This window comes from Ramlibacter sp., assembly GCF_035655895.1.
In the GTDB taxonomy this organism is placed as follows: domain Bacteria; phylum Pseudomonadota; class Gammaproteobacteria; order Burkholderiales; family Burkholderiaceae_C; genus Ramlibacter.
Genome location: NZ_DASRTN010000013.1, coordinates 381,410 through 406,369, shown reverse-complemented (window position 1 = coordinate 406,369; position 24,960 = coordinate 381,410). Strand labels below are relative to the sequence as shown.

Annotated in this window: 23 protein-coding genes; 9 read left to right on the top strand and 14 right to left on the bottom strand. The window is 72.4% G+C overall.

The annotated features are described in order from the left end of the window. Positions 1-36: 36 nt before the first annotated feature. The 6 genes from VFE82_RS16335 to VFE82_RS16310 form a co-directional block, all read right to left on the bottom strand. Positions 37-1,062 (bottom strand): SRPBCC family protein, encoded by a 1,026-nt coding sequence (locus VFE82_RS16335; RefSeq protein WP_325001371.1) that lies wholly within the window; start codon positions 1,060-1,062, stop codon positions 37-39. Positions 1,063-1,134: 72 nt separating this feature from the next. Further along, positions 1,135-2,292, bottom strand: coding sequence for a BMP family ABC transporter substrate-binding protein (locus tag VFE82_RS16330; protein WP_325001370.1), 1,158 nt, complete (start codon positions 2,290-2,292; stop codon positions 1,135-1,137). A 37-nt stretch (positions 2,293-2,329) separates the two neighbouring features. Continuing rightward, positions 2,330-3,250, bottom strand: a complete 921-nt coding sequence (locus VFE82_RS16325; RefSeq protein WP_325001369.1) for an ABC transporter permease — start codon at positions 3,248-3,250, stop codon at positions 2,330-2,332. Then, positions 3,250-4,329 carry an ABC transporter permease gene (locus VFE82_RS16320; RefSeq protein ID WP_325001368.1) on the bottom strand — a complete coding sequence of 360 codons (1,080 nt, stop codon included), beginning with the start codon at positions 4,327-4,329 and terminating at the stop codon, positions 3,250-3,252. Before VFE82_RS16320 ends, VFE82_RS16325 begins: the two co-directional genes overlap by 1 nt. 1 nt (position 4,330) lies before the next feature. Next, positions 4,331-5,869, bottom strand: coding sequence for an ABC transporter ATP-binding protein (locus tag VFE82_RS16315; RefSeq protein ID WP_325001367.1), 1,539 nt, complete (start codon positions 5,867-5,869; stop codon positions 4,331-4,333). Then, entirely contained in the window at positions 5,866-6,801 is a 936-nt protein-coding gene (locus VFE82_RS16310; RefSeq protein WP_325001366.1) for a LysR family transcriptional regulator, read from the bottom strand. The genes VFE82_RS16315 and VFE82_RS16310 overlap by 4 nt, the downstream gene beginning before the upstream one ends. 99 nt (positions 6,802-6,900) lie before the next feature. Between VFE82_RS16310 and xdhA the strand changes: the two genes are divergently transcribed. Genes xdhA through VFE82_RS16295 form a run of 3 tightly spaced genes read left to right on the top strand, consistent with a single transcriptional unit; the run spans position 6,901 to position 11,136 of the window. Beyond that, on the top strand, positions 6,901-8,364 hold the full coding sequence (gene xdhA / locus VFE82_RS16305) for a xanthine dehydrogenase small subunit (RefSeq protein WP_325001365.1): 1,464 nt from the start codon (positions 6,901-6,903) through the stop codon (positions 8,362-8,364). Continuing rightward, a complete protein-coding gene (xdhB, locus tag VFE82_RS16300; RefSeq protein WP_325001364.1) occupies positions 8,361-10,769 on the top strand; it encodes a xanthine dehydrogenase molybdopterin binding subunit in 2,409 nt (802 codons plus the stop codon). Before xdhA ends, xdhB begins: the two co-directional genes overlap by 4 nt. Before the next feature lie 37 nt (positions 10,770-10,806). Then, the gene (locus VFE82_RS16295) at positions 10,807-11,136 is read left to right on the top strand and encodes a hypothetical protein (RefSeq protein WP_325001363.1); all 330 of its coding nucleotides are present in this window, start codon (positions 10,807-10,809) and stop codon (positions 11,134-11,136) included. Between the two features lie 6 nt (positions 11,137-11,142). Here VFE82_RS16295 and VFE82_RS16290 read toward each other — a convergent pair whose 3' ends face one another. Next, the gene (locus tag VFE82_RS16290; protein WP_325001362.1) at positions 11,143-11,322 is read right to left on the bottom strand and encodes a hypothetical protein; all 180 of its coding nucleotides are present in this window, start codon (positions 11,320-11,322) and stop codon (positions 11,143-11,145) included. A 289-nt stretch (positions 11,323-11,611) separates the two neighbouring features. Then, positions 11,612-11,908, bottom strand: coding sequence for a hypothetical protein (locus VFE82_RS16285; protein ID WP_325001361.1), 297 nt, complete (start codon positions 11,906-11,908; stop codon positions 11,612-11,614). Between the two features lie 217 nt (positions 11,909-12,125). Here VFE82_RS16285 and VFE82_RS16280 point away from each other — a divergent pair, with 217 nt between their 5' ends. After that, a complete protein-coding gene (locus VFE82_RS16280; protein ID WP_325001360.1) occupies positions 12,126-12,485 on the top strand; it encodes a hypothetical protein in 360 nt (119 codons plus the stop codon). A gap of 186 nt (positions 12,486-12,671) precedes the next feature. On the opposite strand, the gene VFE82_RS16275 is transcribed toward VFE82_RS16280, so the two are convergent. Next, positions 12,672-13,577: a LysR family transcriptional regulator gene (locus VFE82_RS16275; protein ID WP_325001359.1), complete on the bottom strand. Its 906-nt coding sequence runs from the start codon at positions 13,575-13,577 to the stop codon at positions 12,672-12,674. A gap of 85 nt (positions 13,578-13,662) precedes the next feature. On the opposite strand from VFE82_RS16275, the gene VFE82_RS16270 reads away from it, so the two are divergent. From VFE82_RS16270 to VFE82_RS16255, 4 genes are read left to right on the top strand one after another with little or no spacing between them, the layout of a single operon-like run. Then, positions 13,663-15,816 carry an indolepyruvate ferredoxin oxidoreductase subunit alpha gene (locus VFE82_RS16270; RefSeq protein ID WP_325001358.1) on the top strand — a complete coding sequence of 718 codons (2,154 nt, stop codon included), beginning with the start codon at positions 13,663-13,665 and terminating at the stop codon, positions 15,814-15,816. Between the two features lies 1 nt (position 15,817). After that, complete coding sequence (locus VFE82_RS16265; RefSeq protein ID WP_325001357.1) at positions 15,818-17,455, top strand: indolepyruvate oxidoreductase subunit beta family protein; 1,638 nt, start codon at positions 15,818-15,820, stop codon at positions 17,453-17,455. Positions 17,456-17,509: 54 nt separating this feature from the next. Further along, the gene (locus VFE82_RS16260) at positions 17,510-18,502 is read left to right on the top strand and encodes a tripartite tricarboxylate transporter substrate binding protein (RefSeq protein WP_325001356.1); all 993 of its coding nucleotides are present in this window, start codon (positions 17,510-17,512) and stop codon (positions 18,500-18,502) included. Positions 18,503-18,506: 4 nt separating this feature from the next. Next, complete coding sequence (locus VFE82_RS16255; RefSeq protein ID WP_325001355.1) at positions 18,507-18,920, top strand: acyl-CoA thioesterase; 414 nt, start codon at positions 18,507-18,509, stop codon at positions 18,918-18,920. 12 nt (positions 18,921-18,932) lie between these two features. Here VFE82_RS16255 and VFE82_RS16250 read toward each other — a convergent pair whose 3' ends face one another. From VFE82_RS16250 to xdhC, 5 genes are all read right to left on the bottom strand, one after another. After that, positions 18,933-20,276 carry a hypothetical protein gene (locus VFE82_RS16250; RefSeq protein WP_325001354.1) on the bottom strand — a complete coding sequence of 448 codons (1,344 nt, stop codon included), beginning with the start codon at positions 20,274-20,276 and terminating at the stop codon, positions 18,933-18,935. 98 nt (positions 20,277-20,374) lie between these two features. Beyond that, the gene (locus VFE82_RS16245) at positions 20,375-21,721 is read right to left on the bottom strand and encodes a glycerate kinase (RefSeq protein ID WP_325001353.1); all 1,347 of its coding nucleotides are present in this window, start codon (positions 21,719-21,721) and stop codon (positions 20,375-20,377) included. A 15-nt stretch (positions 21,722-21,736) separates the two neighbouring features. Beyond that, complete coding sequence (locus VFE82_RS16240; protein ID WP_325001352.1) at positions 21,737-22,153, bottom strand: secondary thiamine-phosphate synthase enzyme YjbQ; 417 nt, start codon at positions 22,151-22,153, stop codon at positions 21,737-21,739. A 32-nt stretch (positions 22,154-22,185) separates the two neighbouring features. Further along, positions 22,186-23,391, bottom strand: coding sequence for a urate hydroxylase PuuD (locus VFE82_RS16235; protein ID WP_325001351.1), 1,206 nt, complete (start codon positions 23,389-23,391; stop codon positions 22,186-22,188). 7 nt (positions 23,392-23,398) lie between these two features. After that, positions 23,399-24,199: a xanthine dehydrogenase accessory protein XdhC gene (gene xdhC / locus VFE82_RS16230; RefSeq protein ID WP_325001350.1), complete on the bottom strand. Its 801-nt coding sequence runs from the start codon at positions 24,197-24,199 to the stop codon at positions 23,399-23,401. A gap of 152 nt (positions 24,200-24,351) precedes the next feature. On the opposite strand from xdhC, the gene VFE82_RS16225 reads away from it, so the two are divergent. Further along, on the top strand, positions 24,352-24,882 hold the full coding sequence (locus VFE82_RS16225) for a hypothetical protein (RefSeq protein WP_325001349.1): 531 nt from the start codon (positions 24,352-24,354) through the stop codon (positions 24,880-24,882). Positions 24,883-24,960 lie beyond the last annotated feature (78 nt).

The following is a 24,960-nucleotide window of genomic DNA, read 5'->3' as shown; positions in this document are numbered from 1 at the left end:
GCCGGGCCGACGGTGCTGCCGGGTGTTCCGGCCGCCTCAGGCGGACGGCGCCGGACGCACCCCGGCCGCTTCGGCCCGAGCCTTGTAGAACTGCAGGATGGTGGCCGCCGCGTCGTCGACCAGCAGCCGCCCCCACCAGCCCGCGTACCAGTTGAAGTTCGTGCCCACGCGGTAGTGCACGACGATGTCCAGGCGGGTGCCGCCCGGCACTGGCGTGAGCGCGTACGAGGTGTCGACCAGGTCGAAGTAGCGGCCGCCGATCACCACGTGGTCGTCCAGCGCCCCGGGTGGAAACGAGTCCGGCGCGAACGCGTAGCGCCAGCGGATGAAGCGGTTCTCCTCCCAGGCCTCGATCGGCTCGTCGAAGCTGACGCCCCGGGCCCAGCGCAACCGGCGCAACCGGCCCTGCGGCGTGTCCTGCGTCACGGCCTCCATCGGCGAGGGCACGCCGATGCGAAAGGCAATTCCCTGCGCCATCTCCTGCGGGCGGATGTCGGTGGCGCGGTTGATCAGCGACCAGATGGCCTCGGGCGGCGCCGCGATCACCGTGCTGGCGCGGCTCTCGGCCAGTTGCTGCGTCACCGGCAGGTGCGTCTCGGCCGTGCCGGCCAGCAGCGGCAGCAGCAGCAGCGCATGCGCGGCATGCCGCGGCAGCCGCACGAAGCGCAGCGACACCCGGCCGACGAGCCCGCCCAGCGTCGCCATGGCCAGGAAGATGGGGAGCGCCAGGGCGATGCAGATGCTGCCTTCCAGCAGCAGCAGCGCCGTGCCCGCGACGAAGCACAGGGTCGGGATCCAGGGGGCGGTGAGCGACCAGCCCCAGTCGGGGCTGGGATCGCGCGCGGCCAGCACCGTCCAGGCGCCCAGGCCGAGCGGCACCAGCAGCACGAACGAGGCGAGCATCGGCCCGCTCGCGGCGGTCGGCTTGGCCGCCGCGAAGAACGGCAGCATCCCGAACGCGAGCCGCATGGCCAGCCCGTAGGCCGCGCCGGCCAGGAAGATGGCTGCCTTCCTGGGCTTCCTCGTTGTCCTGCCTTCGGTGGTTGTCGCCGTCCGGATCATCCCTGCACCTTCGCGCGCATCGAAAAAGAAATGGCCGCGCAAGCGGCCATCGATGGTGTCGGCCCTGCGGGCTTATTTCTTGTCGCCGCCCGGCACCTTGCCTTCCACGCCCTTGACGTAGAAGTTGATGCCGCCCAGGAACTTGTCGTCCGCGACCGCGTCCTTGGCCACGACTTCCTTGCCGGTGTTGTCGACGATCGGGCCCTTCCAGATGGCGAAGCTGCCGTCCTTGAGGCCGGCCTTGACTTCCTCGAGCTTCTTCTTGGCGTCTTCCGGCACGTCGGCGGCCAGCGACACGAAGTCGATCGCGCCTTCCTTGACGCCCCACCAGCTCTGGCCGGTGGCCCACTTGCCTTCCAGCGCGTCGCGCGTGGCCTTGATGTAGTACGGGCCCCAGTTGATCACCGCGGAGCCGAGGTGGGCCTTGGGGCCGTAGGCGGTCATGTCGCTGTCCCAGCCGAAGGCACGCTTGCCCATCTTCTCGGCGGTCTGGAGCACGGCCGACGAGTCGGTGTTCTGCATCAGCACGTCGGCGCCGCCGTTGATCAGCGAGGTGGCAGCCTCGGTCTCCTTGGGCGGGCTGAACCACTCGCCGACCCAGACCACGCGCGTCTTGACGTTCGGGTTGACCGACTGGGCCCCGAGCGTGAAGCTGTTGATGTTGCGCACGACCTCGGGGATCGGCACCGAGCCGACCACGCCGAGCACGTTGCTCTTGGTCATCCTGCCGGCGACCACGCCGGCCATGTAGGCGCCCTCGTAGGTGCGGCTGTCGTAGGTGCGCAGGTTCTCGGCGGTCTTGTAGCCGGTGGCGTGCTCGAAGCGGACACCCTTGCTGTCGTTGGCGACCTTGAGCATCGGCTCCATGTAGCCGAAGGTGGTGCCGAAGATCAGCTTGTTGCCCTGGCCGACCATGTCGCGCAGCACGCGCTCGGCGTCGGCCGACTCGGGCACCTTCTCGACGAAGGAGGTCTGGACCTTGTCGCCGAACTCCTTCTCGAGCGCCTTGCGGCCATTGTCGTGGGCGAAGCTCCAGCCGCCGTCGCCCACGGGGCCCACGTACGCGAACGCGATCTTCAGCGGCTCCTGCTTGGCGGCCGCGGCGGGGGCGGGCGCGGCGGCCGGGGCGGCAGCCTGCTCTTCCTTCTTGCCGCAGCCGACCAGGGCCGTGGCGGCCAGCGCGGACAGCACCGCGACGTGCAGCAGGGAGCGTTTCTTCAGATCGGTCATGGGAATCCTCTGGATGGGGTGGCGACGAAAGCCGGGATTATGAGCCGGGATGGAAGGGTTTCCCCAGCGACGCGGGCATGTTGATCCGGATCCAGGCGGGGTTGCGCGAGATCAGCGCGAGCACCACGATGGTGGCCAGGTAGGGCAGCATCGTGAGGAACTGGCTGGGGATCTCGACCCCGGCGCCCTGCAGGTGGAACTGCAGCATGGTCACGCCGCCGAAGAGATAGGCGCCGAGCAGCACGCGGGCCGGCCGCCAGGTCGCGAAGGTGGTCAGCGCGAGGGCGATCCAGCCGCGCCCGGCGACCATGCCCTCCACCCACAGCGGGGTGTAGATCAGCACCAGGTAGGCGCCCGCGAGCCCGCACAGCGCCCCGCCCGCCACCACGGCCGCCAGCCGGATCCAGCGCACCGGGTAGCCCAGCGCATGGGCCGATTCGGGCGACTCGCCCACCGAGCGCAGCACGAGCCCGGCACGCGAGCGCCAGAGGAACCAGACCAGGAACAGCACCAGGGCCACCGCCAGGTAGACCATCGGATGCTGTCGGAACAGCGCCGGCCCCGCCAGCGGCAGGTCGCCCAGCCAGGGAATGGCGAAGTGCGGCCGCTCGGGCAGCTTCTCCTGCACGTAGCGGATGCCCGCAAAAGCCGAGAAGCCGGCGCCGAACAGGCTGAGCGCCAGGCCGGTGGCGTACTGGTTGGTGTTCAGCCAGATCACGAGCACCCCGAACACCGCCGCCAGCAGCGCACCGGCGCCGGCCCCGGCCGCGAAGCCGAGCACGTCGCTGCCGGTGTGCACCACGGCCACGAACGCGGCGAGCGCGGCACACAGCATCATGCCTTCGGCGCCCAGGTTGACCACGCCCGCCTTCTCGTTGACCAGCAGGCCCAGCGCGGCCAGCGCCAGCACGGTGCCCGCGTTCAGCGTCGCCGCGAACAGCAGCGCATAGGACTCCATCACGCCGCTCCTTTCGGGCTGGTGCCGCCCTGCCAGCGCACCCGGTAGGCGATCAGCGTGTCGCAGGCCAGCAGCGTGAACAGCAGCAGGCCCTGGAACACGCCGGTGAGGGACTTGGGCAGGCCCAGGCGCGACTGCGCCAGCTCGCCGCCGATGTAGAACATGCTCATGAGGATCGCCGAGAACACCATGCCGACCGGATGCAGCCTGCCGACGAAGGCCACGATGATGGCCGCGAAGCCGTAGCCGGCCGGCACGTAGGGCGTGAGCTGCCCCACCGGACCGGCCACCTCGAGCGCGCCGGCCAGGCCGGCGGCGCCGCCCGACACCAGCAGGGCCAGCCACAGCGCGCGCCGCGAGGAGAAGCCGGCGTAGCGGGCCGCCGCCGGCGCCAGCCCGCCAACCTGCTGGGCGAAGCCGGCGCGGGTGCGGAACAGGAAGATCCACAGGGCGGCCGCACCGGCCAGCGCGATCAGCACGCCGATGCTCACCCGCGAGCCCTGCAGCAGGCGCGGAACCTGCGTCACGGCCTCGAAGCTGCGGGTCTGCGGGAAGTTGTAGCCGCCCGGGTCCTTCCAGGGGCCGAACACCAGCCAGAACAGCAGTTGCTCGGCCACGTAGACCAGCATCAGGCTGACCAGGATCTCGCTGGCGTTGAAGCGGTCGCGCAGGAAGGCGGTGAGCGCCGCCCACAGCATCCCGCCGGCCACGCCGGCCAGCAGGATGGCCAGCACGATCCAGCGGCCGGTCGTCTTGTCGGCCAGCAACGCGACGCCGCCCGCGGCGATGGCGCCGAGCACGAACTGCCCTTCGGCGCCGATGTTCCACACGTTGGAGCGGAAGCACACGGCCAGCCCCAGGGCCACCAGCAGCAGCGGCGTGGCCTTGACCGTCAGCTCGCCCAGCGCATAGGCCGAGCGGACCGGCTCCCAGAAGAAGACCTGCAGGCCGCGCACCGGGTCCTTGCCGAGGGCGACGAACAGCAGCGTCCCGATCACGACGGTGAGCACCAGCGCCAGCAGCGGCGAGCCGATGCTCCAGGCCCGGGAGGCCTCGGGGCGGGCTTCGAGCTTGAGCATGTCAGCGGCCCTCCATCGCCGTGACCGGGGGCGCCGCGGCGGGCGCCCAGAGGCCGCTCATCCACTCGCCGATCTTCTCGACGGTGGCGTCGGCCCGCCGCAGCGAGGGCGACAGCCGGCCCTTGGCGATCACGTGCAGGCGATCGCTCAACTCGAACAGCTCGTCGAGTTCCTCGCTGACCACCAGCACGGCGCAGCCGGCATCGCGCAACTGCAGGATCTCGGCCCGGATCTGCGCGGCGGCACCGACGTCCACCCCCCAGGTCGGCTGCGAGATGACCAGCAGCCTCGGGCGGGCATCGATCTCGCGGCCGACGATGAACTTCTGCAGGTTGCCGCCGGACAGCGACCGTGCCGCCGCGCCCGGCCCGCCAGCCTTGACGTTGAAGCGCCGGATGATGTCGGCGGCCTGCGCGCGCAGCGACCCGACGTCGATCCAGCCCGACCGGCCGACCGCGTCGGTGCGGGTGAGCAGCAGGTTGTGCGCCAGGCCCAGCGAGGGCACCGCGCCGCGGCCCAGGCGCTCCTCCGGGACGAAGTGCAGGCCCAGGTGCCGTCGGTGCGCGGGCCCGAGGCGGCCCGCCGGCTGGCCCGCGACCTGCACGGCATCCGCGCCGGCGCGCCGGTCCTCGCCCGAGAGTGCCGCGAGCAGCTCGCGCTGGCCGTTGCCCGAGACGCCGGCAATGCCGACCACCTCGCCGGCGCGCACCTCGAAGGACACCGCATCGAGGTCGATGCCGAACGGCGACTCGCGCTGCAGCGACAGCCCCTGCACCCGCAGCACGACCTCGCCCGGCTGGCGGTCGTGGTGCTCCAGTTGCGGCGGCTCGGCGCCGATCATCAGCCGGCTGAGCGACGCGTTGCTTTCCTGGCGCGGGTCGCATTCGCCGGTGACGCGCCCGCCGCGCAGCACGGTGCAGGCGTCGCACAGCGCCCGGATCTCGTGCAGCTTGTGGCTGATGTACAAGATGCTGCAGCCCTCGGAGGCCAGCTTGCGCAGCACCATGAACAGCTTGTCGACCGCTTGCGGCGTGAGCACCGAGGTCGGCTCGTCCAGGATCAGCAGCTGCGGGTCGGTGAGCAGGGCGCGGATGATCTCCACCCGCTGCATCTGGCCGACCGACAGCGTGTGCACCGGGCGCGACGGGTCGACCTCCAGGCCGTATTCGGCGGCCTTGGCCTCGATGCGCCGGCTGACGTCGGCCAGCCGCAGGCCCTTGTCCAGCCCGAGCCAGACGTTCTCGGCCACGGTCAGCGTGTCGAACAGGCTGAAATGCTGGAACACCATGCTGATGCCCAGCGCGCGCGCCTCCTGGGGATGGCGCACCTGCACCGGCCGCCCGTTCCACCACAGCTGGCCGGCGTCGGGCCGCACCGAGCCGTAGATGATCTTCATCAGCGTCGACTTGCCGGCCCCGTTCTCGCCCAGCACGGCGTGGGTCTGGCCGGGCAGGACGGACAGCGCCACGCCGTCGTTGGCCACGACCGAGGGGTAGCGCTTGGTGATGCCTTGCAGTTGCAGGCGGGCGGGTGGACTCATCGTTCTTGTCGGAGGTCGGCGGCGCAGGCCTTGATCCGGCCGCGCAGCCATCGGGCGGCGGCCGAACCGTGGCTGCGCTCGTGCCACAGCTGGTAATAGGTGAGCGGCGGAAAGTCGATCGGGGGCGGCAGGATTGTGACGGGCAGCCGCCCCGCGTAGCGCTCGCAGAACAGGCGACCGGTGGTCAGCACGAGCAAGCTCGACGCCACCATGGCCGGGATCAGGCCGAAATGGGCGCAGCGCGCGGTGATGTTGCGTGCCAGGCCCAGGCCCTCGAGGTGCTCGTCGATGACGCCGCGCGCGCCGGGATGGGTGGGCGTCGGCGCGACATGCTCGGCCACCAGCCAGTCGTCGGCCGACCAGCCCCGCCGCGCCGCCGGATGGTCGCGCGCGACCAGGCAGGCGACCTCGTCGGTGAACAGTTCGCCGCGGTGCAGGTCCCCGGGCGGCTGCAGCCAGTTGCCCACGACGACGTCGACGTCGCCCTGCGCCAGCCGCGCGTGGTAGTGGCCGTCCGGCGACAGCGGATGGATCTCGATGCGGGTGCGGGGCGCCGCGTGCTTGAGGTCGGCCACCAGCGCCGGCAGGAAGTTCGGGTCGAGGTAGTCGCTGGCGGCCACCCGGAAGGTCTGGGTGGCGGTCTGCGGGTCGAAGCCGCGCGTCGGCGTGAACAGCGCCTCGGCGGCACGAAGGATGCTTGCGCTCGGCTCGATCATGCGCAACGCGGCTTCGGTGGGCACCATGGTGGCGCCCGAACGCACCAGCAGCGGGTCGCCGGACAGCTCGCGCAGCCGCTTGAGCGCCGCCGAGACCTGCGGCTGGTACATGCCCAGGCGCGTGGCGGCCCGGGAAACGCTGCGTTCAGTCAACACCGTGTGCAGGACTCGGATGAGATGGAGGTCGATCTTGTCGAAAAGGGCTTGATCTCTCATACCCGGCCCGGCATCGATTGCATATGGCAGCGCTTATGCCGGCAACACTCGGACGCCCTACCCTCCACCGTCACCTGGGTTTACCCTTTGCCTCTTCCCATGGACACCAAGACGATTCGATTCATGCGCCGCGGCGAGCTGATTTCGCTGGGCAATGTACCACCCGAGCGCACCCTGCTCGAGCTGCTGCGGGAGGACCTGGGCGCCACCGGCACCAAGGAAGGCTGCGGCGAGGGCGACTGCGGCGCCTGCACCGTCGTGCTGGCCGAGCCGGACGGCGGCCGGCTGCGCTGGCGCGCGGTGAACAGCTGCATCCGCCTGGCCCATTCCATCGACGGCATGGCGCTGTGGACCGTGGAGGACCTCGCGGCCGCCGACGGCGCGCTGCACCCGGCGCAGGAGGCGATGGTCCGCTGCCACGGCTCGCAATGCGGCTTCTGCACCCCGGGGTTCGTGATGAGCCTGTTCGGCATGTACCAGAACCATGTCTGCCGCGGCGAACCCGTCACCCGCGCGCTGGCACAGGAGGAGCTGTCGGGCAACCTGTGCCGGTGCACCGGCTACCGGCCCATCCTGGACGCGGCGCAGCAGATGGAGCAGCTGCCGCCCGCGCGGATCGACGAGGCGGCGCTGCTCGCCCGGCTGCAAGCACTCGCCGGCCAGCCCACTGCGCCGTCCACCCTGGCCTACCTGGCCCCGGAGTCGCTGCCCGAGCTGCTCGCGGCGCGCGCGGCGCACCCACAGGCGCAGGTCGTGGCCGGCTGCACCGACGTCGGCCTGTGGGTCACGAAGCAGCACCGGCAGTTCGGCCAGGTGCTGGACGTGACCCGGGCGCGCGAGTTGCGCCGCATCGAGGAGTACCCGCACCACGTCGCGATCGGCGCCGCGGTGACACTCACCGATGCCTTCGCCGCGCTGGTCGCGCAGCGGCCGTCGCTGAAGACCTTCGCCAGCCGCTTTGCGGGCCTGCCCGTGCGCAATGCCGGCACCCTGGGCGGCAACATCGCCAACGGCTCGCCCATCGGCGACTCGATGCCGCTGCTGATCGCGCTGGACGCGCAGCTGGTGCTGATGCGCGAGGGCGGCCACCGCCATCTGGCGCTGGAGGACTTCTACACGGGCTACCGACAGACCGTGCTGGCGCCCGACGAGCTGGTCGCCTGGATCCTGGTGCCCCGGCCGCAGCCGGCGGAGTTCCTGCGCGCCTACAAGATCTCCAAGCGCTACGACGACGACATCTCGGCGGTGTGCCTGGTGCTGCGGCTGGAGCTGCAGGACGGCGCCGTAGCCCGGATCGGCGTCGGCGCCGGCGGCGTCGCCGCGACGCCGGTGCGCGCCGCGCGCACCGAGGCCTTCCTGGCCGGCAAGCCGTGGACGGCCGAGACGGTCCGGGCCGCGGCCGATGTCCTGCGTGGCGAGTTCCAGCCCATCACCGACATGCGGGCGTCCTCCGCCTACCGGTCGCAGGTGCTGGGCAACCTGCTGCAGCGGTTCTGGCTGGAAAGCCAGGGCACCACCGGCATCAACCTGGAGCAGTTCAGCCTGGAGGAGGTGGACGCATGACGGCGCGCGACGACGATTTCACCTCGGCCACCGGCGGTGGGCCGGCCGGGCCGGCCGATGCCGGCGAACGCAACCTGGCCCCCGGCACGCACTCGCCCCACGCGCCGCCCTCGGGCCAGCCGGCGACCGGCCGGTCGCGTCCGCACGAGAGCGCCCGGGCCCAGGTCGCCGGCGCGGCGACCTACATCGACGACATCCCCGAGCTGCGGGGCACGCTGCACGCCGCGCCGATCCTGTCGACGGTCGCGCACGGCGTGCTGCGCGGGGTCGACACCCGCGCAGCGCTGGCCCTGCCGGGCGTGCGCGGCGTGCTGCTGGCCGGCGACATCCCGGGCGATCCGGTGCTCGCCACCTTCGTGCACGACGAGCCAATCTTCGCCCGCGACACCGTGGAGCACGTCGGCCAGGTGGTCGGTCTGGTGGTCGCCGACAGCGTGATGCAGGCCCGGCGCGCGGCGCGGCGGGTCGTGCTGGACATCGAGCCGCTGCCGGCGGTGCTGGACGCGCGCCAGGCCCATGCGGTGCAGCACTACGTGCTGCCGCCGGTGGTGGTGCGGCGCGGCGAGCCCGAGGCGGCACTGGCCGGTGCACCGCACCGGCTGTCCGGGCAGCTGGAGGTGGGCGGCCAGGAGCACTTCTACCTGGAGGGGCAGATCGCCTACGCGCAGCCGCTCGAGCAAGGCCAGTGGCGCATCCATTCCAGCACGCAGCACCCCGCCGAGGTGCAGCACTGGGTGGCGCACGCGCTCGGCCTGGAGAACAACGCGGTGACGGTCGAATGCCGGCGCATGGGTGGCGGGTTCGGCGGCAAGGAGACCCAGGCCGGGCACCTGGCGGTGTGGGCCGCGCTGGCGGCGAACAAGCTCAGGCGGCCGGTCAAGCTGCGGCTGGACCGCGACGACGATTTCCTCATCACGGGCAAGCGGCATCCGTTCGCCTACGACTGGGAGGCCGGCTTCGACGACGCCGGCCGCCTGGCCGGCGTGAAGATCGCCATGCTGGCCAACTGCGGCTTCTCGGCGGACCTGTCCGGCCCGGTGGCCGACCGGGCGATCTTCCACACGGACAATGCGTACCACCTGGGCGACGTCGAGATCGCCTCGTACCGCTGCCGCACCAACACGCAGAGCCACACCGCGTTCCGCGGCTTCGGCGGTCCCCAGGGCGTGATCCTGATCGAGGCCATCCTCGGCGAGATCGCGCGGCACCTCGGGCTGGACCCGCTGGACGTGCGCAAGGCCAACCTGTACGGCACGCGCGAGCGCAACGTCACCCACTACGGCATGACCGTCGAGGACAACATCCTCGAGCCGCTGATCAGCCAGCTGGAGCGCACCTCGCGCTACCGCGAGCGGCGCGAACGCATCGCGCGCTGGAACGCCGGCCATCCGGTGATCCAGCGCGGCATCGCGATCACCCCGGTCAAGTTCGGCATCAGCTTCACCGCCACCTTCTTCAACCAGGCCGGCGCGCTGGTCCATGTGTTCACCGACGGCAGCGTGCAGGTCAACCATGGCGGCACCGAGATGGGCCAGGGCCTGCACACCAAGATCATGCAGGTGGTCGCCGACGAACTGGGCGTGCCGTTCGAGCGCCTGCGCTGCACCCCCACGGAGACCGGCAAGGTGCCCAACGCCTCGGCGACCGCGGCCTCCAGCGGAACCGACCTCAACGGCCGGGCAGCGCAGTTCGCCGCGCGCCACGTGCGGGACAACCTGGCGGCGTTCGTGGCGGGCCTGGACGGCTGCGGCGCCGGCGCGGTGACCCTGCGGGGCGGCCAGGTGATCTCGCCGCGGCAGACCCGCAGCTTCGACGAGGTGGTCAAGGCCGCGTACGCCAACCGCATCCAGCTCTGGAGCGACGGCTTCTATCGGACGCCGAAGATCCACTACGACAAGGCCACGCTCACCGGCCGGCCGTTCTACTACTTCAGCTACGGCGCCGCCTGCACCGAGGTGGCGATCGACACGCTGACCGGCGAGAGCCGCGTGCTGGCAGTGGACATCCTGCACGACGTGGGCACCTCGCTGAACCCGGCCATCGACATCGGCCAGATCGAGGGCGGCTACGTCCAGGGCCTGGGCTGGCTGACCACCGAGCAGCTGGTGTGGAACGCCCAGGGCGCGTTGGCCACCCACGCGCCGAGCACGTACAAGATCCCCGCCACCGGCGACATCCCGGCCCACTTCCGCGTCGACCTCTGGCACGAAGCCAACCCGGAGGACAACGTGGGCGGCAGCAAGGCCGTGGGCGAACCGCCGTTCATGCTGGCGATCAGCGCCTGGGAGGCCTTGCGCGAGGCCGTGGCAGCCGCCCGCGGCGACGGCCGGGCGCCGCTGGTGGCGCCCGCGACGGCGGAAAACGTGCTGAAGGCCCTGCAAACGGACGCGTCAATGCCCGGATGAGCACACGCCAAGCGCGGCCGTTGGCAGAATGGCCCGCATGCGCGTGCTCGCCACTCCCCTGCTCTTCTGGGCCGACGGCATGACGGTCTCCCCGGGGCTGGTCGTCGTGCATCCCCGGGTGCGCTCCGATGCCGGCTTGCTGGCGCACGAGGCGGTCCACTGCCGCCAGATGCGCGAGGTCGGCATGCTGCGGTTCTGGTGGCTCTACTTCACCTGTCCGGCGTTCCGCCTGTGGGCCGAAGTCGAGGCCTACCGCGTGTCGCTGCGCTACCAGCCGGGCGGCATCCGCCACTTCGCCCGCGCGATCGCGCGCGGGTACCTGCTGCGCGTGTCCGAGGCGGAGGCGGAGCGCCTGCTGCGCGGCTGACCGCGCTCAGAGGAACTGCAAGGCCAGCGCCGTGGCCCAGGCCCACAGCGCGATGGACAGGCCGCCCCCCAGCCAGAGCAGCGGACTGCCCCCGCTGGTCGGCTCGGCCATCAGGTCGATGGCTTCGTGGCTCCACGGTCCCCAGCCACTGCGGTGGCGCGTCGTGACGACAAGCTCTCGTTGCATGGTGCTCACCCGGTTCGTCGATGGACCCAGGTTGCGCGGCGAGCACCCCGCGATGTGTAGGAGTCGTGCCGGTGTTGCACCCGGAGGGCGCCGCCTGCGCGCGCAAGACAGCCATGCAGGAATGCCGCCATGGCACTGGCCAGCGTCGATGAGTTCCGCCGTCCGGTCGCTGCCCGCGGCTGGGGCGAGATGATCGGACGGCTCGGGGACCCGGGCACGGCGCCGCGAGCCATCGGCGCTCTGCCGGGAGCCGGTCGCAGCCAGCGCGCGGCGGGCGCGGCGGGCGCGGTCAGGGGCGTCGGGCGCCGCGGGGGTCGCGGCTGGCGCGGGCCTGGCGCAACCCGGCGCCCATGGCCCACACGCCCCAGCACACCAGCGTCGCGGCCGCGGTGTAGCCAGCCGCCGATTCGGGCACGAACCAGCTGGCCACCGCTGGCCACTCCGGCCCACGACCGGGCGACACCTCCTCCCATCGCACGAGGGCGCCGAACAGCAGGGCCACGGACCCCGAGAAGAACATCCACAGGCCGCATTGCACCAGGCGGCGCGGGTTGGCGGCCAGGCGGCGGGTGATCGCATCGAGCATCAGCTCATCATGCCGGGCGCGACCGCGCCATCGCGCTGCAGGCCGCGCCAATGCGCGCAAAACCCCTTGCGCGTGCAAGGGCTGGCAGCCATGATGCGCGGTGGAGACAGCCGAGGTAGCGCCCACGTCGAGCTGTGCCTGGCCCACGCGGCACCCTGCCGTGCGCGCCGGGCGACCGCTCGGCCAGGGCGACGAGAGCCACGAAACGGAGGCGACCATGCATCCCGTGCACCCGTCCCAGCGCAGCAGCACCGCTCCCTGCCCGATGGCCGGCCCCGGGGGCACGCAGGGCATCCTCTGGGAGCGGCTGCGGCGGCTGTTCCCCCCGCATGCGGTTGCTTCCACCTCGGCCGCGGGCTCGCTGGCGATCACCTGGGCCCTGGAAGACGCGCCGGCCCGCTGTGCCACCCCCATCCTGGTGCGGTTCGAGCCGCGCTGGCTGCGCAGCTTCGAAGCCGCGACCGCCGACGCCCGGTCCACCCTGGCCGACAGCGCCGACGACGTGGTGCGCGCGGGCATGCTGGGCTACCAGCCGGACACCCGCGTGCCGCAGATGCGGGTGATCGTCGTCGGCTGAACGATGCACCGGGAGACCAGGACGGACCGGGACCCGCACGCGCGCCCCGTCCCGCCCCTCGCCGGGCGGTCCGCGCCGTGCACCATCGGGCTGGCAAGCCGGGCTTGCGCCGGTGGCGCCCGACCGGGCCGCTCGACGCGACGCCGCGGTGCCCGGCGCTTCGCCGGCTGAACTGCGCGGCCGCGCTCAGGCGGGCTGCCGGAACAGGCCGGTGACCAGCTCGCGCAGCCAGGCATTGCCGGGATCGGCCTGGAACCGCCGGCTCCAGTGGAGCGAGACGGCGAACTCGCGTCCGGCCAGCGGCGGCTCGACGATCGCGTAGCTGCCTTCGGCGGCAAAGCCCTCGGCGATGTTGTGCGGCATCACCACCGCCAGATCGGTCGCGCGCACGATGGCCGGCAGCACCATGAAGTGCTCGGTGGTCAGCCGCAGCCGGTCTTCCACCTGCAGCTGCTGCAGGATGCGCAGCGTGTCGCCATGGGTGCGCACGTTCACGAATTCGAGCTCGCGCAGGGCCGCCAGCAGGCCCGATGCCGGTCGCCGCCTGCGGGTGAACGGATGGCCGGCGCGCAGCAGCACGACATAGCGGTCGCGCAGGAGCTCGACCCGTTCGCTGTCGCGCACCATGGGCAGGAAGCCGAACGCGAAATCGATGCGGCCGCCGTGCAGCGCGTCGGAGACTTCGCCGCGTGGCAGCGGCAGCGTCTCGATGCGCACGCCCGGCGCCTGCTCGCGCAGCGCCACCATCAGGTCGGGCAGGAAGCGCCCCTCGCCGATGTCGCTCATGTGGATGCGGAAGGTGCGCTGCGAGTGCCGGGGATCGAAGCCAGCGGCTTCGCCCAGCGCCAGCTCCAGCGTGGACAGGGCCGCGGCGACGGCCGGTGCCAGGCGGTCGGCCCGCGGCGTCGGCTTGACGCCGCCCGGCGCCCGCATGAACAAGGGATCGTGGATGAGCGTGCGCAGGCGGGTGAGCCCCTGGCTGGCGGCCGGCTGCGTCAGGCCGAGGCGCTCGGCGGCCCGGGTCACGCTGCGGGCGCGGTAGACCGCGTCGAACAGCCGCAGCAGGTTGAGGTCGACCGCGTGGAGATGCATGGAGCTTATGACGCTTAGTCGGCTCATTGTATTGATGGATGCCGCGCGGCTTGGGACACTCGTCGGTCACTGCGGAGTCACCACCTTGGAAGTTTCGTTCGGCAAGGAAATCGAGCTCCTGCGCAAGAAGCGCGGCGAGACCTTCCACGGCGAGGGCATCCTCGCCATCACCAAGGCGCTGCTGCAATCGGGGGTCGCCTACGTCGGCGGCTACCAGGGCGCGCCGGTGTCGCACCTGCTGGACGTGATGGTGCAGGCCAAGCCCTACATGGACGAACTCGGCGTGCACGTCGAGGCCTGCTCCAACGAGGCCTCGGCCGCGGCGATGCTGGGCGCGTCGATCCACTACCCGCTGCGCGGCGCCGTGACCTGGAAGTCTATCGTCGGCACCAACGTCGCCTCGGACGCGCTGTCCAACCTGTCGTCCCCCGGCGTCAAGGGGGGCGCGCTGATCGTGGTCGGCGAGGACTACGGCGAGGGCGCCTCGGTGATCCAGGAGCGCACGCACGCCTACGCGCTCAAGTCCACCATGTGCCTGCTCGATCCGCGGCCGCAGCTGCCGCAGATGGTGAAGATGGTGGAGCACGGCTTCCGGCTGTCGGAGGCCTCCAACATGCCGGCCATCCTGGAGCTGCGCATCCGCGCCTGCCACGTGCGCGGCAGCTTCGAGGCGAGCGACAACCTCCCGCCGCCGGTGTCCACGCGCCAGCTGATGGAGAACCCCGCCGCCTTCGACTACAGCCGGCTGGCGCATCCGCCCGTGACGTTCCGGCACGAGAAGCTCAAGAGCGAGGAGCGCATCCCGGCGGCACGCCGCTACATCGTCGAGAACGGCCTGAACGAGCTGATGCCGGGCCAGCACGCCGACGTCGGCATCATCGTGCAGGGGGGGCTGTACAACGCCCTGGTGCGCAGCCTGCAGCAGCTGGGGCTGGCCGACGCGTTCGGCCAGAGCGACATCCCGCTGCTGGTGCTGAACGTCACGTACCCGCTGGTGCCCGAGCAGATCGCCGACTTCTGCATCGGCAAGCGTGGCGTGCTGGTGGTCGAGGAAGGCCAGCCCGAATACATCGAGCAGGAGATCGCCACCCACCTGCGCCGGCGCGACATCCAGACCCGCCTGCACGGCAAGGACCTGCTGCCGATGGGCGGCGAGTACGGCGTCGAGGTGCTCGCCCAGGGCCTGGTGCAGTTCGCCGCCAGCTACCTGCCGGGCGCGGTCGCGGAGGGCGCCCGGCGCTGGCTGGCCGCCAACCGCGAACGGCGGGACGCCGCGGCCGCGCTGCTGGCCAAGCCGCTGCCGACGCGCCCGCCGAGCTTCTGCGTCGGCTGCCCGGAGCGCCCGGTGTTCGCGGCGCTCAAGCTCGCGCAGCAGCAGACCGGCCCGCTGCACGTGGCCGCCGACATCGGCTGCCACGCGTTCGGCACCTTCGAGCCGTTCTCGACCGGCCACTCCATCCTCGGCTACGGCATGAGCCTGGCCAGCCGCGCGGGCGTCTCGCCGATGATGAACAGGCGCACGCTGGCCATCATGGGCGACGGCGGCTTCTGGCACAACGGCCTGCTCACCGGCGTGCAGAGCGCCCTGTTCAACGGCGACGACGCGGTGCTGCTGATCTTCAAGAACGGCTACACCTCCGCCACCGGCACGCAGGAGATCATCTCGACCCCCGAGGAGGAGGCGAAGTTCGCCAGCGGCGACAAGGCGCAGAGCCTGGTGCACACCAACCAGACCATCGAATCGACGCTGCAGGGACTGGGCGTCAAGTGGATGCGCACCGTCCACACGTACCACGTCGACGAGATGCGCCGCACGCTGGTCGAGGCCTTCACCAGCGACTTCGACGGCCTCAAGGTCATCGTCGCCGAGGGCGAGTGCCAGCTGGAGCGCCAGCGCCGCATCAAGCCCTGGATCGCCAACCTGCTCAAGACCGGCAAGCGCGTGGTGCGGGTGAAGTACGGCGTCGACGAGGACGTCTGCAACGGCGACCACGCGTGCATCCGGCTGTCCGGCTGCCCGACGCTCACCCTCAAGGACAATCCCGACCCGCTGAAGGTCGACCCGGTCGCCACCGTGGTCGACGGCTGCGTCGGTTGCGGCCTGTGCGGGGCCAACGCCCACGCCGCCACGCTGTGCCCCAGCTTCTACCGCGCCGAGGTCGTGCAGAACCCCAAGTGGCACGAGCGCCTGCTCCACTCGCTGCGTGGCGCCTTCGTCCGCGCGCTCCAGCCCGCCTGACATGACCACCACCCGACCCATCACCCTGCTGGTCTGCGCCCTCGGCGGCGAAGGCGGTGGCGTGCTCACCGAATGGCTGGTCGAGACGGCCCGCATCGCCGGCTACCCGGCCCAGGCCACCTCGATCCCCGGCGTCGCGCAACGCACCGGCGCCACCACGTACTACCTCGAGGTGTTCCCGGTGCCGCTCGCCCAGCTGGGCGGGCGCCATCCGGTGTTCGGCCTGAGCCCGGTGCCCGGCGCGCTGGACGCGCTGGTGTCCTCGGAGCTGCTCGAGACGGCGCGCCAGGTCACCGCCGGCATGGCGTCGCCCGACCGCACGCTGGTCATCAGCTCCACGGCGCGGCTGCTGACCACGCAGGAGCGCATGCAGCTTGGCGACGGCCGCGCCGATGCCGCCGAGCTGCTGCAGCTGGTGCAGGCCTTCAGCCGCGAGCACCAGGTGTTCGACATGGGGGCGATGGCCAAGGAGGCCGGCACGGTGGTCAGCGCGGTGCTGCTGGGAGCCATCGCCGGCAGCGGCCTGCTGCCGTTCGAGCGGCGCCACTTCGAGCAGGCCGTGCGGGGCGGCGCGCCGGCCGACCAGGCCAGCGGCATGGCGCGGGCGAGCCTGCGCGGCTTCGACAAGGCCTGCGCCCTGGTGCAGGGCCGCCAGACGCAGGCCGCCTTCGTCGCCCAGCTGCTCGCCCCCGAGCAGGCGACCGCAGGCCCGGCACCGGCGACCGGCCCGACCGCCGCTGCGGTGCCCGCGAGTGCCCCGGCCTTTCCCGAGCCGGTCCGCGAGATGTACGTGCTCGGCCACGCACGCCTGGTCGAGTACCAGGGCACCCCCTATGCCGACCTGTACACGCAGCGCCTGCAGTCGGTGCTGGCCGCCGAGCGGCAGGCCGATCCCGCGGGTGCCCACGGCTTCGCCATCACCGCCGAGATGGCGCGCTGGCTGGCGCTGTGGATGGCGTTCGACGACATCGTCCGCGTGGCCGACCTCAAGAGCCGCGCGAGCCGCTGGCAGCGCGTGCAGCGCGAGGTCAAGCCGGCCGAGGCCGACCTGCTCAAGGTCTTCGACCACTTCAAGCCCGGCATCCCGGAGTTCGCGGCGCTGCTGCCGGCCGGCCCGGCCGAGCGCGTGCTCGCCTGGGACCGCCGGCGCGTCGCGGCGGGCCGCGAACCCTGGGCGCTGCCGCTCAAGGTCGGCACGCACACGGCGTTCGGCATGCTCGCGCTGCGCACGCTGGCCAGCCTCAAGTGGCTGCGGGTCCGCGGCAGCCGCTTCGCCCTCGAGCAGCAGATGATCGCGCGCTGGCTGGACGGCGTGCTCCAGGGCAGCCGCCGCGACTGGCGGCTCGGCCACGAGATCGCGCTGTGCGGCCGCCTGATCAAGGGCTACGGCGCCACCAACGAGCGGGGCAAGGAGAACCTGCTCCACGTGCTCGACCATCTGGCGCACGGGCCGGATGCGGCGGCCGCCGCGCGGGCCGTGGCGGCGGCCCGGCAGGCCGCGCTGGCCGACGATGCCGGCAAGGCGCTCGACGCCACGCTGCTGCAGCACGGCGCGCCGGCGCGGCCGGTCAAGGCGGTGCCGATCCGCTGGTCCCGCACGCCGCGCGGCCTGGCCGCCGGCACTGCCAAGGCGCCCTGACGACGCCGGGCACCGCCGCCCGGTTCCGCTTCCAACAATGAAGGAGACAACACCATGAAGCCCAGCATCCCGACCCTTGGCCGCCGCCTCGCACTGGCCGCCCTCCTGGCCGCAGGTGCCCTGCCCGGCCTGGCGCTCGCGCAGGGCGGCTATCCGGCCAAGCCGGTCCGCGTGATCGTCAGCTTCCCGCCGGGCGGCGCGGCCGACCAGATCGCCCGCGCGATCGCGCAGCCCCTGGAGGCGGCGCTGGGCCAGCCCGTGGTGGTGGAGAACCGCTCCGGCGCCAACGGCAACATCGCCGGCGACTACGTCGCCAAGCAGCCGGCCGACGGCTACACCCTGCTCATGAGTTCGGGCGGCACGGTGTCGATCAACCCGCACCTGTATCCCCGCATGCCGTTCGATCCGGTCAAGGACCTGGTGCCCGTGGCCGCCGCCGCGCGCGTGCTGGTGTACCTGGAGGTGAACCCGCAGAAGGTGCCGGTGGCCAGCGCCCGGGAGTTCCTGGCCTACGTGAAGGCCAACCCCGGCAGGCTGACCTACGGCTCGCCCGGCAACGGCAGCTCGCCGCACCTGGCGGCGGAGATGATGAAGGCCAGCGCGAACGTGTACGCCACCCACATCCCGTACCGCGGCGCAGCGCCGGCAATGCAGGACCTGCTGGGCGGGCAGATCGACTTCATGTTCGATCCCGGCATCGGTCTGCAGCACGTGAAGGCGGGCAAGCTCAAGCTGCTGGCCGTGGGCAGCCCCAAGCGCTCGCCGCAGTTCCCCGACGTGCCCACGATGGAGGAGGCGGGCCTCCAGGGCTTCGATGCCGACACCTGGTTCGGGTTCTACGCACCCGGCGGCACGCCGCCGGCGGTGATCACCCGGCTGAACGCGGAGATCAACAAGGTGCTGCGCACGCCCGCGTTCGCCGAACGCATGAACGCCATCGGCGGCGTGCCTGCGCCGATGGCGCCGCAGGACTTCGCCGCCCGCGCCCAGGCCGACAGCGCACGCTTCGGCAGCCTGATCCGCTCGCGCAACATCCAGGGTGACTGAGCCCGTGAGCCGATCCGTCGTCTACACCGTGCGCGTCGAGTTCGGCGATTGCGACCCCGCGCGCATCGTCTGGTTTCCCAACTTCTTCCGCTGGATCGATGCCGCGTCGCGGCACTTCTTCGTCGAATGCGGCGTGCCGCCCTGGACCGAGACCGAGCAGACGCTGGGCGTGATCGGCACGCCGCTGGTGGACACGCACGCGAAGTTCATGAAGACCGCCACCTACGGCGACACGCTGCAGATCCACACCAGCGTGGCCGAATGGCGCGGCAAGAGCTTCGTGCAGCGCTACCGCGTGATGCGCGGCGACGACCTGCTGATGGAATGCGACGAGGTGCGCATCTTCGCCGGCCGGCGCGAGGACGGCGGCATCTTCGCGCTGCCGGTGCCGCCGGCCATCCGGGCGGCCTGCGGATAGTCCCAGCCCGGCCTAGCGCGCCAGCCGCCCCGGGAGCAGCCACACCCGGCTGCGCCGCCCTTCCAGCAGGCTGCTGTTGACCAGGGCGACGCGGCCGCCGGGACCCAGGGCCAGCTTCTTCATCAGCAGCCCTTGCGTGCTGCCGTTGAACCCGCCGTCGGGATCGACGCTGCCGGGCACCACGGCCGGCTCGCCGAACTGGCTGCCGCCGTCCGCCGACACCAGCAGCGCGATGCCGCGGGACCGCTGGCGCGGGTGCTCGAACAGTTCGCAGGCGACCAGCACGGTGCCGCTGCGGTCCACCGCCAGCACGGGATAGCCGGCGCCCACGAACGGCGCCGGCAGCGTCGGCGTGAGCACGCGCGGCGCTTCGAAGCTGCGGCCGCCGTCGGCCGAGCGCGTGATCTGGATGCGATGCGCCTCGAACGGTCCGCCGCCGCTCTCGGCCCAGGCCAGGTGCAGCACGCCGCGCGCGTCCACCGCCAGGCTCGGCGCATCCGAGAAGGCGGGACTGGGCGCGACGGCCCGCGGCCGGTCGAAGGTGCGGCCGCCGTCGCCGGAGCGGGCCAGCTGCAGGTCGGCGCCCGGCCGGCTGCCTTCGGTCCAGGCCAGCCAGACGGTGCCGTCCGGCGCCAGCGCCAGCGAGGGTGCGCGGGCAGCGGGGCGGCGCCCCCCGCCAGCCAGCTGCAATGGCCGGGAGAAGGTGCGTCCGCCATCGGACGAGCGGCTCGCCCACAGCGGCCCGTCGTACTCGGTCCAGGTCGCCAGCACGGCGCCGCCGGGCATCGCGAGAAGGTCGCAGCTGCCGTTGTGCCAGACCTGCGGCGTGATGCGGCCCTTGCCGTCGCCGCCGGTCGACGACGACAGGTTGAGCGGCGGCGTGAAGCTGCGGCCGCCGTCGGTGGACCGTGCCAGCAGCATCTCGCCGCCATGCGAGCCGCCCGAAAAGATGATCTCCTGCCACAGCACCAGGACCGTCGCCGGGTCGTCCGGCGGCACGGCCAGCCGCGGCAGCCAGGAGAACCGTTGCGGGTCGCGATCGACCGGCACGGCAGGGCCCAGGGCGGCCGCCTGCGCGGAGCGCCGCTGCACCAGCACGGCCTTGCGTTGCTGGTCGACCCAGGCCAGCAGCAGCGCGCCGTCCCCGGCGAACGCCACCGCCGGGTCGTCGACGAAGGCATAGGCGGAGTCGTTCTGCTGCCAGGGACCGCGCTCGCCGGGCCCGGAGGCAAGCTCGACCGGCGGCTGCCACGCCACTCCGTGGACCGCCTGAGCCGCCCCTGGGGCCTGCGCCTGCGCCGGGGCCCGCGGTCCCGCCAGCAGGGCCGGCAGCAGGAGCGCGCGTCGCCGGTTCATGTCTGCTTGGAGGCCGGACGGCACGACGGGTTCCGGGGAACGAGCACCCGGCCGTGACTTGCGGGCCGGCCCGCCCGTGGGCCGCCGCCCGCAGGACCTTACAAGACGAGCAGGGCCCGGAAGTCGTTGACGTTGGTGTGCGTCGGTCCGGTCACGACCAGGTCGCCGAGCGCACTGAAGTAGCCGTACGCATCGTTGCGCTGCAGGTGCCGCTCGACCGAGAGTCCGGCGCGCCCTGCACGCTGGAGGGTGTCGGGCGCGACGAAGGCGCCGGCGTTGTCCTCCATCCCGTCGATGCCGTCGGTGTCGGCGGCCAGCGCCCAGACGCCGGGCTGTCCCTGCAGCGCCTGCGCCAGCCCGAGGCAGAACTCGCCGGCCCGGCCACCGCGGCCGCGCGGCGTGCCGTCGGGCGGCTTGCGCACCGTGACGGTGGTCTCGCCCCCGGAGAGGATGACGCAGGGGCGGCGGAACGGCTGGCCGCGCTGCGCCACGGCGCGGGCGAGCGCCGCGTGCACCTTGCCGACCTCGCGCGACTCGCCTTCCATCTCGTCGCTGAGGATGTGCGCGTCCAGGCCGGCGGCCCGCGCCTGCGCGGCGGCCGCCTCCAGCGACTGCTGCGGCGTCGCGATCAGGTGGACCGTCTGCCCGGCGAACGCTCCGTCAGCGGCCTTCGGGGTCTCCAGCGCGCCCTGCTCCAGCAGGCGCATGATCGCCCCCGGGACGTCGATGGCGTAGCGCTGCAGGATCGCCACGGCGTCGGCGCACGTGGTCGCATCGGGCACGGTGGGGCCGCTGGCGATGATGGACGGGTCGTCGCCCGGCACGTCGCTGATCGTGAGGGTGACCACGCGGGCCGGCGCGCAGGCCGCAGCCAGCCGCCCGCCCTTGATGCGCGAGAGGTGCTTGCGCACGCAGTTCATCTCGGCGATGTTGGCGCCCGAGTCCAGCAGCTGGCGGTTGATGCGCTGCTTGTCCTCCAGCGTCAGGCCCTGCGCCGGCAGCGTGAGCAGCGCCGAGCCGCCACCGGAGATCAGGCACAGCACCAGGTCGTCCCCGGTCAGCCCCTGGGCCAGCGAGAGGATGCGCTGCGCCGCCGCCAGGCCGGCCGCGTCGGGCACCGGGTGCGCCGCCTCCACCAGCTCGATGCGGGCGGGCACGCCGTCGGGGCGGGGCGGGATGTGGCCGTAGCGCGTGACGACCAGGCCGGACAGCGGCCGGTCCGCCGGCCACAGCGCCTCGACCGCGTGGACCATCGAGCCGCCAGCCTTGCCGGCCCCGAGCACCACGGTCCTGCCCGGCGGCGGCGGCGGCAGGAAGGCAGCCGTGTGGTGCAGCGGCATCGCGCGGTGGACCGCGGCCCGGTACAGGTGTTCCAGGAAGCCGCGCGGGTCCTGGCGCGGATCGGGGGCAGCGGACGGAAATGCGGAAGGGGCGGAAGCGGTCATGGCGGGTGCAGGATGTCAGTCACCGAGCACCGTCACCACCACGCGGCGCTGCTGCGGGTCGGTTCGGTGCTCCCAGAGAAAGAGGCCCTGCCAGGTCCCCAGCAGCAGGCGGCCGCCGCCGACCGGCACGCTCAGCGCGTTGCCGGTGAGCACGGTGCGCGCGTGCGCCGCCATGTCGTCGGGGCCTTCGGTGTCGTGGCGGTAGGCGGGGTCGGCGTCGGGCGCCAGCCGGCCCAGCACCGTCTCCAGGTCGCGGCGCACGTCGGGATCGGCGTTCTCCGTGATCGCCAGGGAGCAGCTGGTGTGCTGGACGAACACGTGCGCGACACCGGTGCGGACGCCCGAGGCGGCGACCACGCGCGCCACCGCCTCGGTGACATTGCGGGTGCCACGGCCGGGGGTGGCGAACTCGAGCGTGGACTGGTGGGCCATTCGCCGGCGATTGTGCCTGCGGGCCGCGGCGTTCAGTCGACCCGGGCGCCCTGCTGGAACCAGCGGCCGAGCACCGCGCGCTCGTCCTCGGTGATCCCGGTCGCGTTGTTCATCGGCATCAGCCGCGCCACCACGGCCTGCTGGTAGACCGACGCGGCATGCTGGCGCACGCCGTCCGGCGAATCGAGGCGCACGTTCTTCATCTGCACCTGCGCGCCGTGGCACAGGTAGCAGCGCTGCTCCAGGATCGGCCGCACCTGCGCATAGCCCACCGGCGCGGCGTCGGCGGCAACGGCAGCTGCCGACCGGGGCGCGGGCGCCAGCCAGACCGCGGTCGCGGCGATCAACGCCACGCCGGCGAGGGCGTAGGGCAGCGGATGGCGGTGGCGCCCCAGCTTCCAGCCGTGCCGCAGCACGAAGAACTGGCGGATCGCCGCGCCCGCCGCCATCAGCAGGATCAGCACCAACCAGTTGCGCGGGTGGCTCCACAGGAAGCTGTAGTGGTTGGACAGCATCGCCAGCAGCACGGGCAGCGTGAAGTAGGTGTTGTGCACGCTGCGCTGCTTGCCGCGCCGGCTGTGGATCGGGTCGACCGGCCGGCCGTCGCGGATCGCGGCGACCATCTTGCGCTGCCCCGGGATGATCAGCATCGCGACGTTGGCCGTCATGGTGGTGGCGAGCATCGCGCCCACGACGAGGAACGCGGCGCGGCCGGGGAACAGCTGGCAGGCCAGCCAGGCGGCCAGGCAGACCAGCACGGCGACCAGCGCGCCGACGATGGTGTCGCCGCCCTTGCGTTCGCCGACCATGCGGCAGATGACGTCGTACACCAGCCAGAAGACCACCAGGAAGGCCAGCACCGCCGCCACCGCGGCTTGCGGCGACCAGTCGACCAGGGACTTGTCGACCAGGTAGGTGCCCGCGTTCCAGAGATAGGACACGGTGAGCAGCGCGAAGCCCGACATCCAGGTGGTGTAGCTCTCCCAGTAGAACCAGTGCAGGTGCGGCGGCAGTGCCGGTGGCGACACGGCGAACTTCACCGGGTGGTAGAAGCCGCCGCCGTGCACGGCCCACAGCTCGCCGCTGACGCCCTGGCGCTTGAGGTCGTCGTCCACCGGCGGCGTGAGGCTGGAATCCAGGAAGACGAAATAGAACGAGGAGCCGATCCACGCGATCGCGGTGATCACGTGCGCCCAGCGCAGCAGGAGGTTGGCCCAGTCGAAGAGGTAGCTGTCCATGTGTGTGTCAGGTCTGTGTCCCGGTTGCCTGCAGGAGCTGTGCCACCGCGGCGACCGCGATGACGGCCGGCTGCTTGCCGGCGATCCCCGGCACGCCGATCGGGCAGTGCACCCGGTCCAGTTCGGCGGCGCTCCAGCCGCGGTGTTCCAGCCGGTGGCGGAAGGTCGCCCATTTGGTCCTGCTGCCGATCAGGCCGAGGAACGGGAGGTCGTCGCGCTCGCGCCGCCGCTGCAGGCAGGCGGCCAGGACGTCCAGGTCCTCGGCGTGGCTGAAGCTCATGATCAGCACCAGGCTGCCGGCCGCGAGGTCGCGCACCGCGTCCTGCACCGGGTCGGAGTGTTCGCACCGCACGTTGGCCGGCGCCTCCGCCGGGAAGATGCCGTCGCGGCTGTCGATCCAGGTGAGCTCGAACGGCAGGCCGTCGCAGACGCGCACGATCGCGGCGCCGACGTGGCCGCCGCCGAACAGGGCGACCGGCCGGCCGCGCGGGGCCAGCCGCTGCCGCAGCAAGGGCAGATCGCCGGGAACGACCGGCTCGAAGCCCAGGTGCACCACGCCGCCGCAGCACTGCCCCAGGCTGGGTCCCAGCGCATACCGCCGCGTGGCGGGCACCGTGACGCCCTGGGCCAGCATCGCACGGGCCGCCGCGATGGCGTCGAACTCGAGGCGGCCGCCGCCCACGGTGCCGTCCACCGCGTCGTCGGCGACCAGCATCCAGGCCCCCGGCTCGCGCGGCCCCGAGCCTTCGACGGATGTCACGGTCACCAGCACGGCCCGACCGCACGTCGGAAGCGAAAAGCCACTCATCCGCACGCACTCCCGCCCGGGCGCGGCGCTCGGCAACACTGAACCTCAGCTGTCGGCAGCGCCATCCGGGGTCCGTGGATGGCGTTGCGCGGCGGGAGGCCCGGCCGCCCGCCCACGAGATTCGCGCCCGTCCGGCGCAAGGAGGAGAAGTCATGAAGCGCTCGCAACCGCGCCGCACCGGCGCCCTGCTGCTGCCGCTGGGGGCCCTGGCCGCCGCCCTGTTGGCCGCCTGCTCGTCGCCGCCCCCGCAGCCGCCACAGGAAGAGGCTCCGGTGGCGGTGACGCCGCCGCCGGCGGTCGAAGCCCCGCCGGTCGCCGCGGCCCAGCCCGCCAGCAGGAACGTCTCGGGCGCCGCCAATCCGCGCGCCTACCGGCAGGACGCCGCCAAGCACCTGTACGGCCTGAACCGCGAGCGGATCTACAAAGGTCGCATGCCCCCGCTGCTGTACGCCGTCGGCGTGCTGCAGGTCGAGGTCGACCGCCAGGGCCAGGTGCAGAACGTCAGCTGGATGCGCGCGCCCAAGCATGCGCCCGAGGTGATGGCCGAGATCGAGCGCACCGTGCGCCAGGCCGCGCCGTACCCGGCGCCGGCGCAGATGGGCAAGGTGGTCTACACCGACACCTGGCTGTGGCACAAGAGCGGCCGCTTCCAGCTGGACACCCTGACCGAAGGCCAGGACTGAGGACCCGGCGGGATCCCGGCGCAGACCGGGGTCCTTCGCCCGCGCGGGGCCGCCGCCCCGCTCTCCCGGGAACCGGCC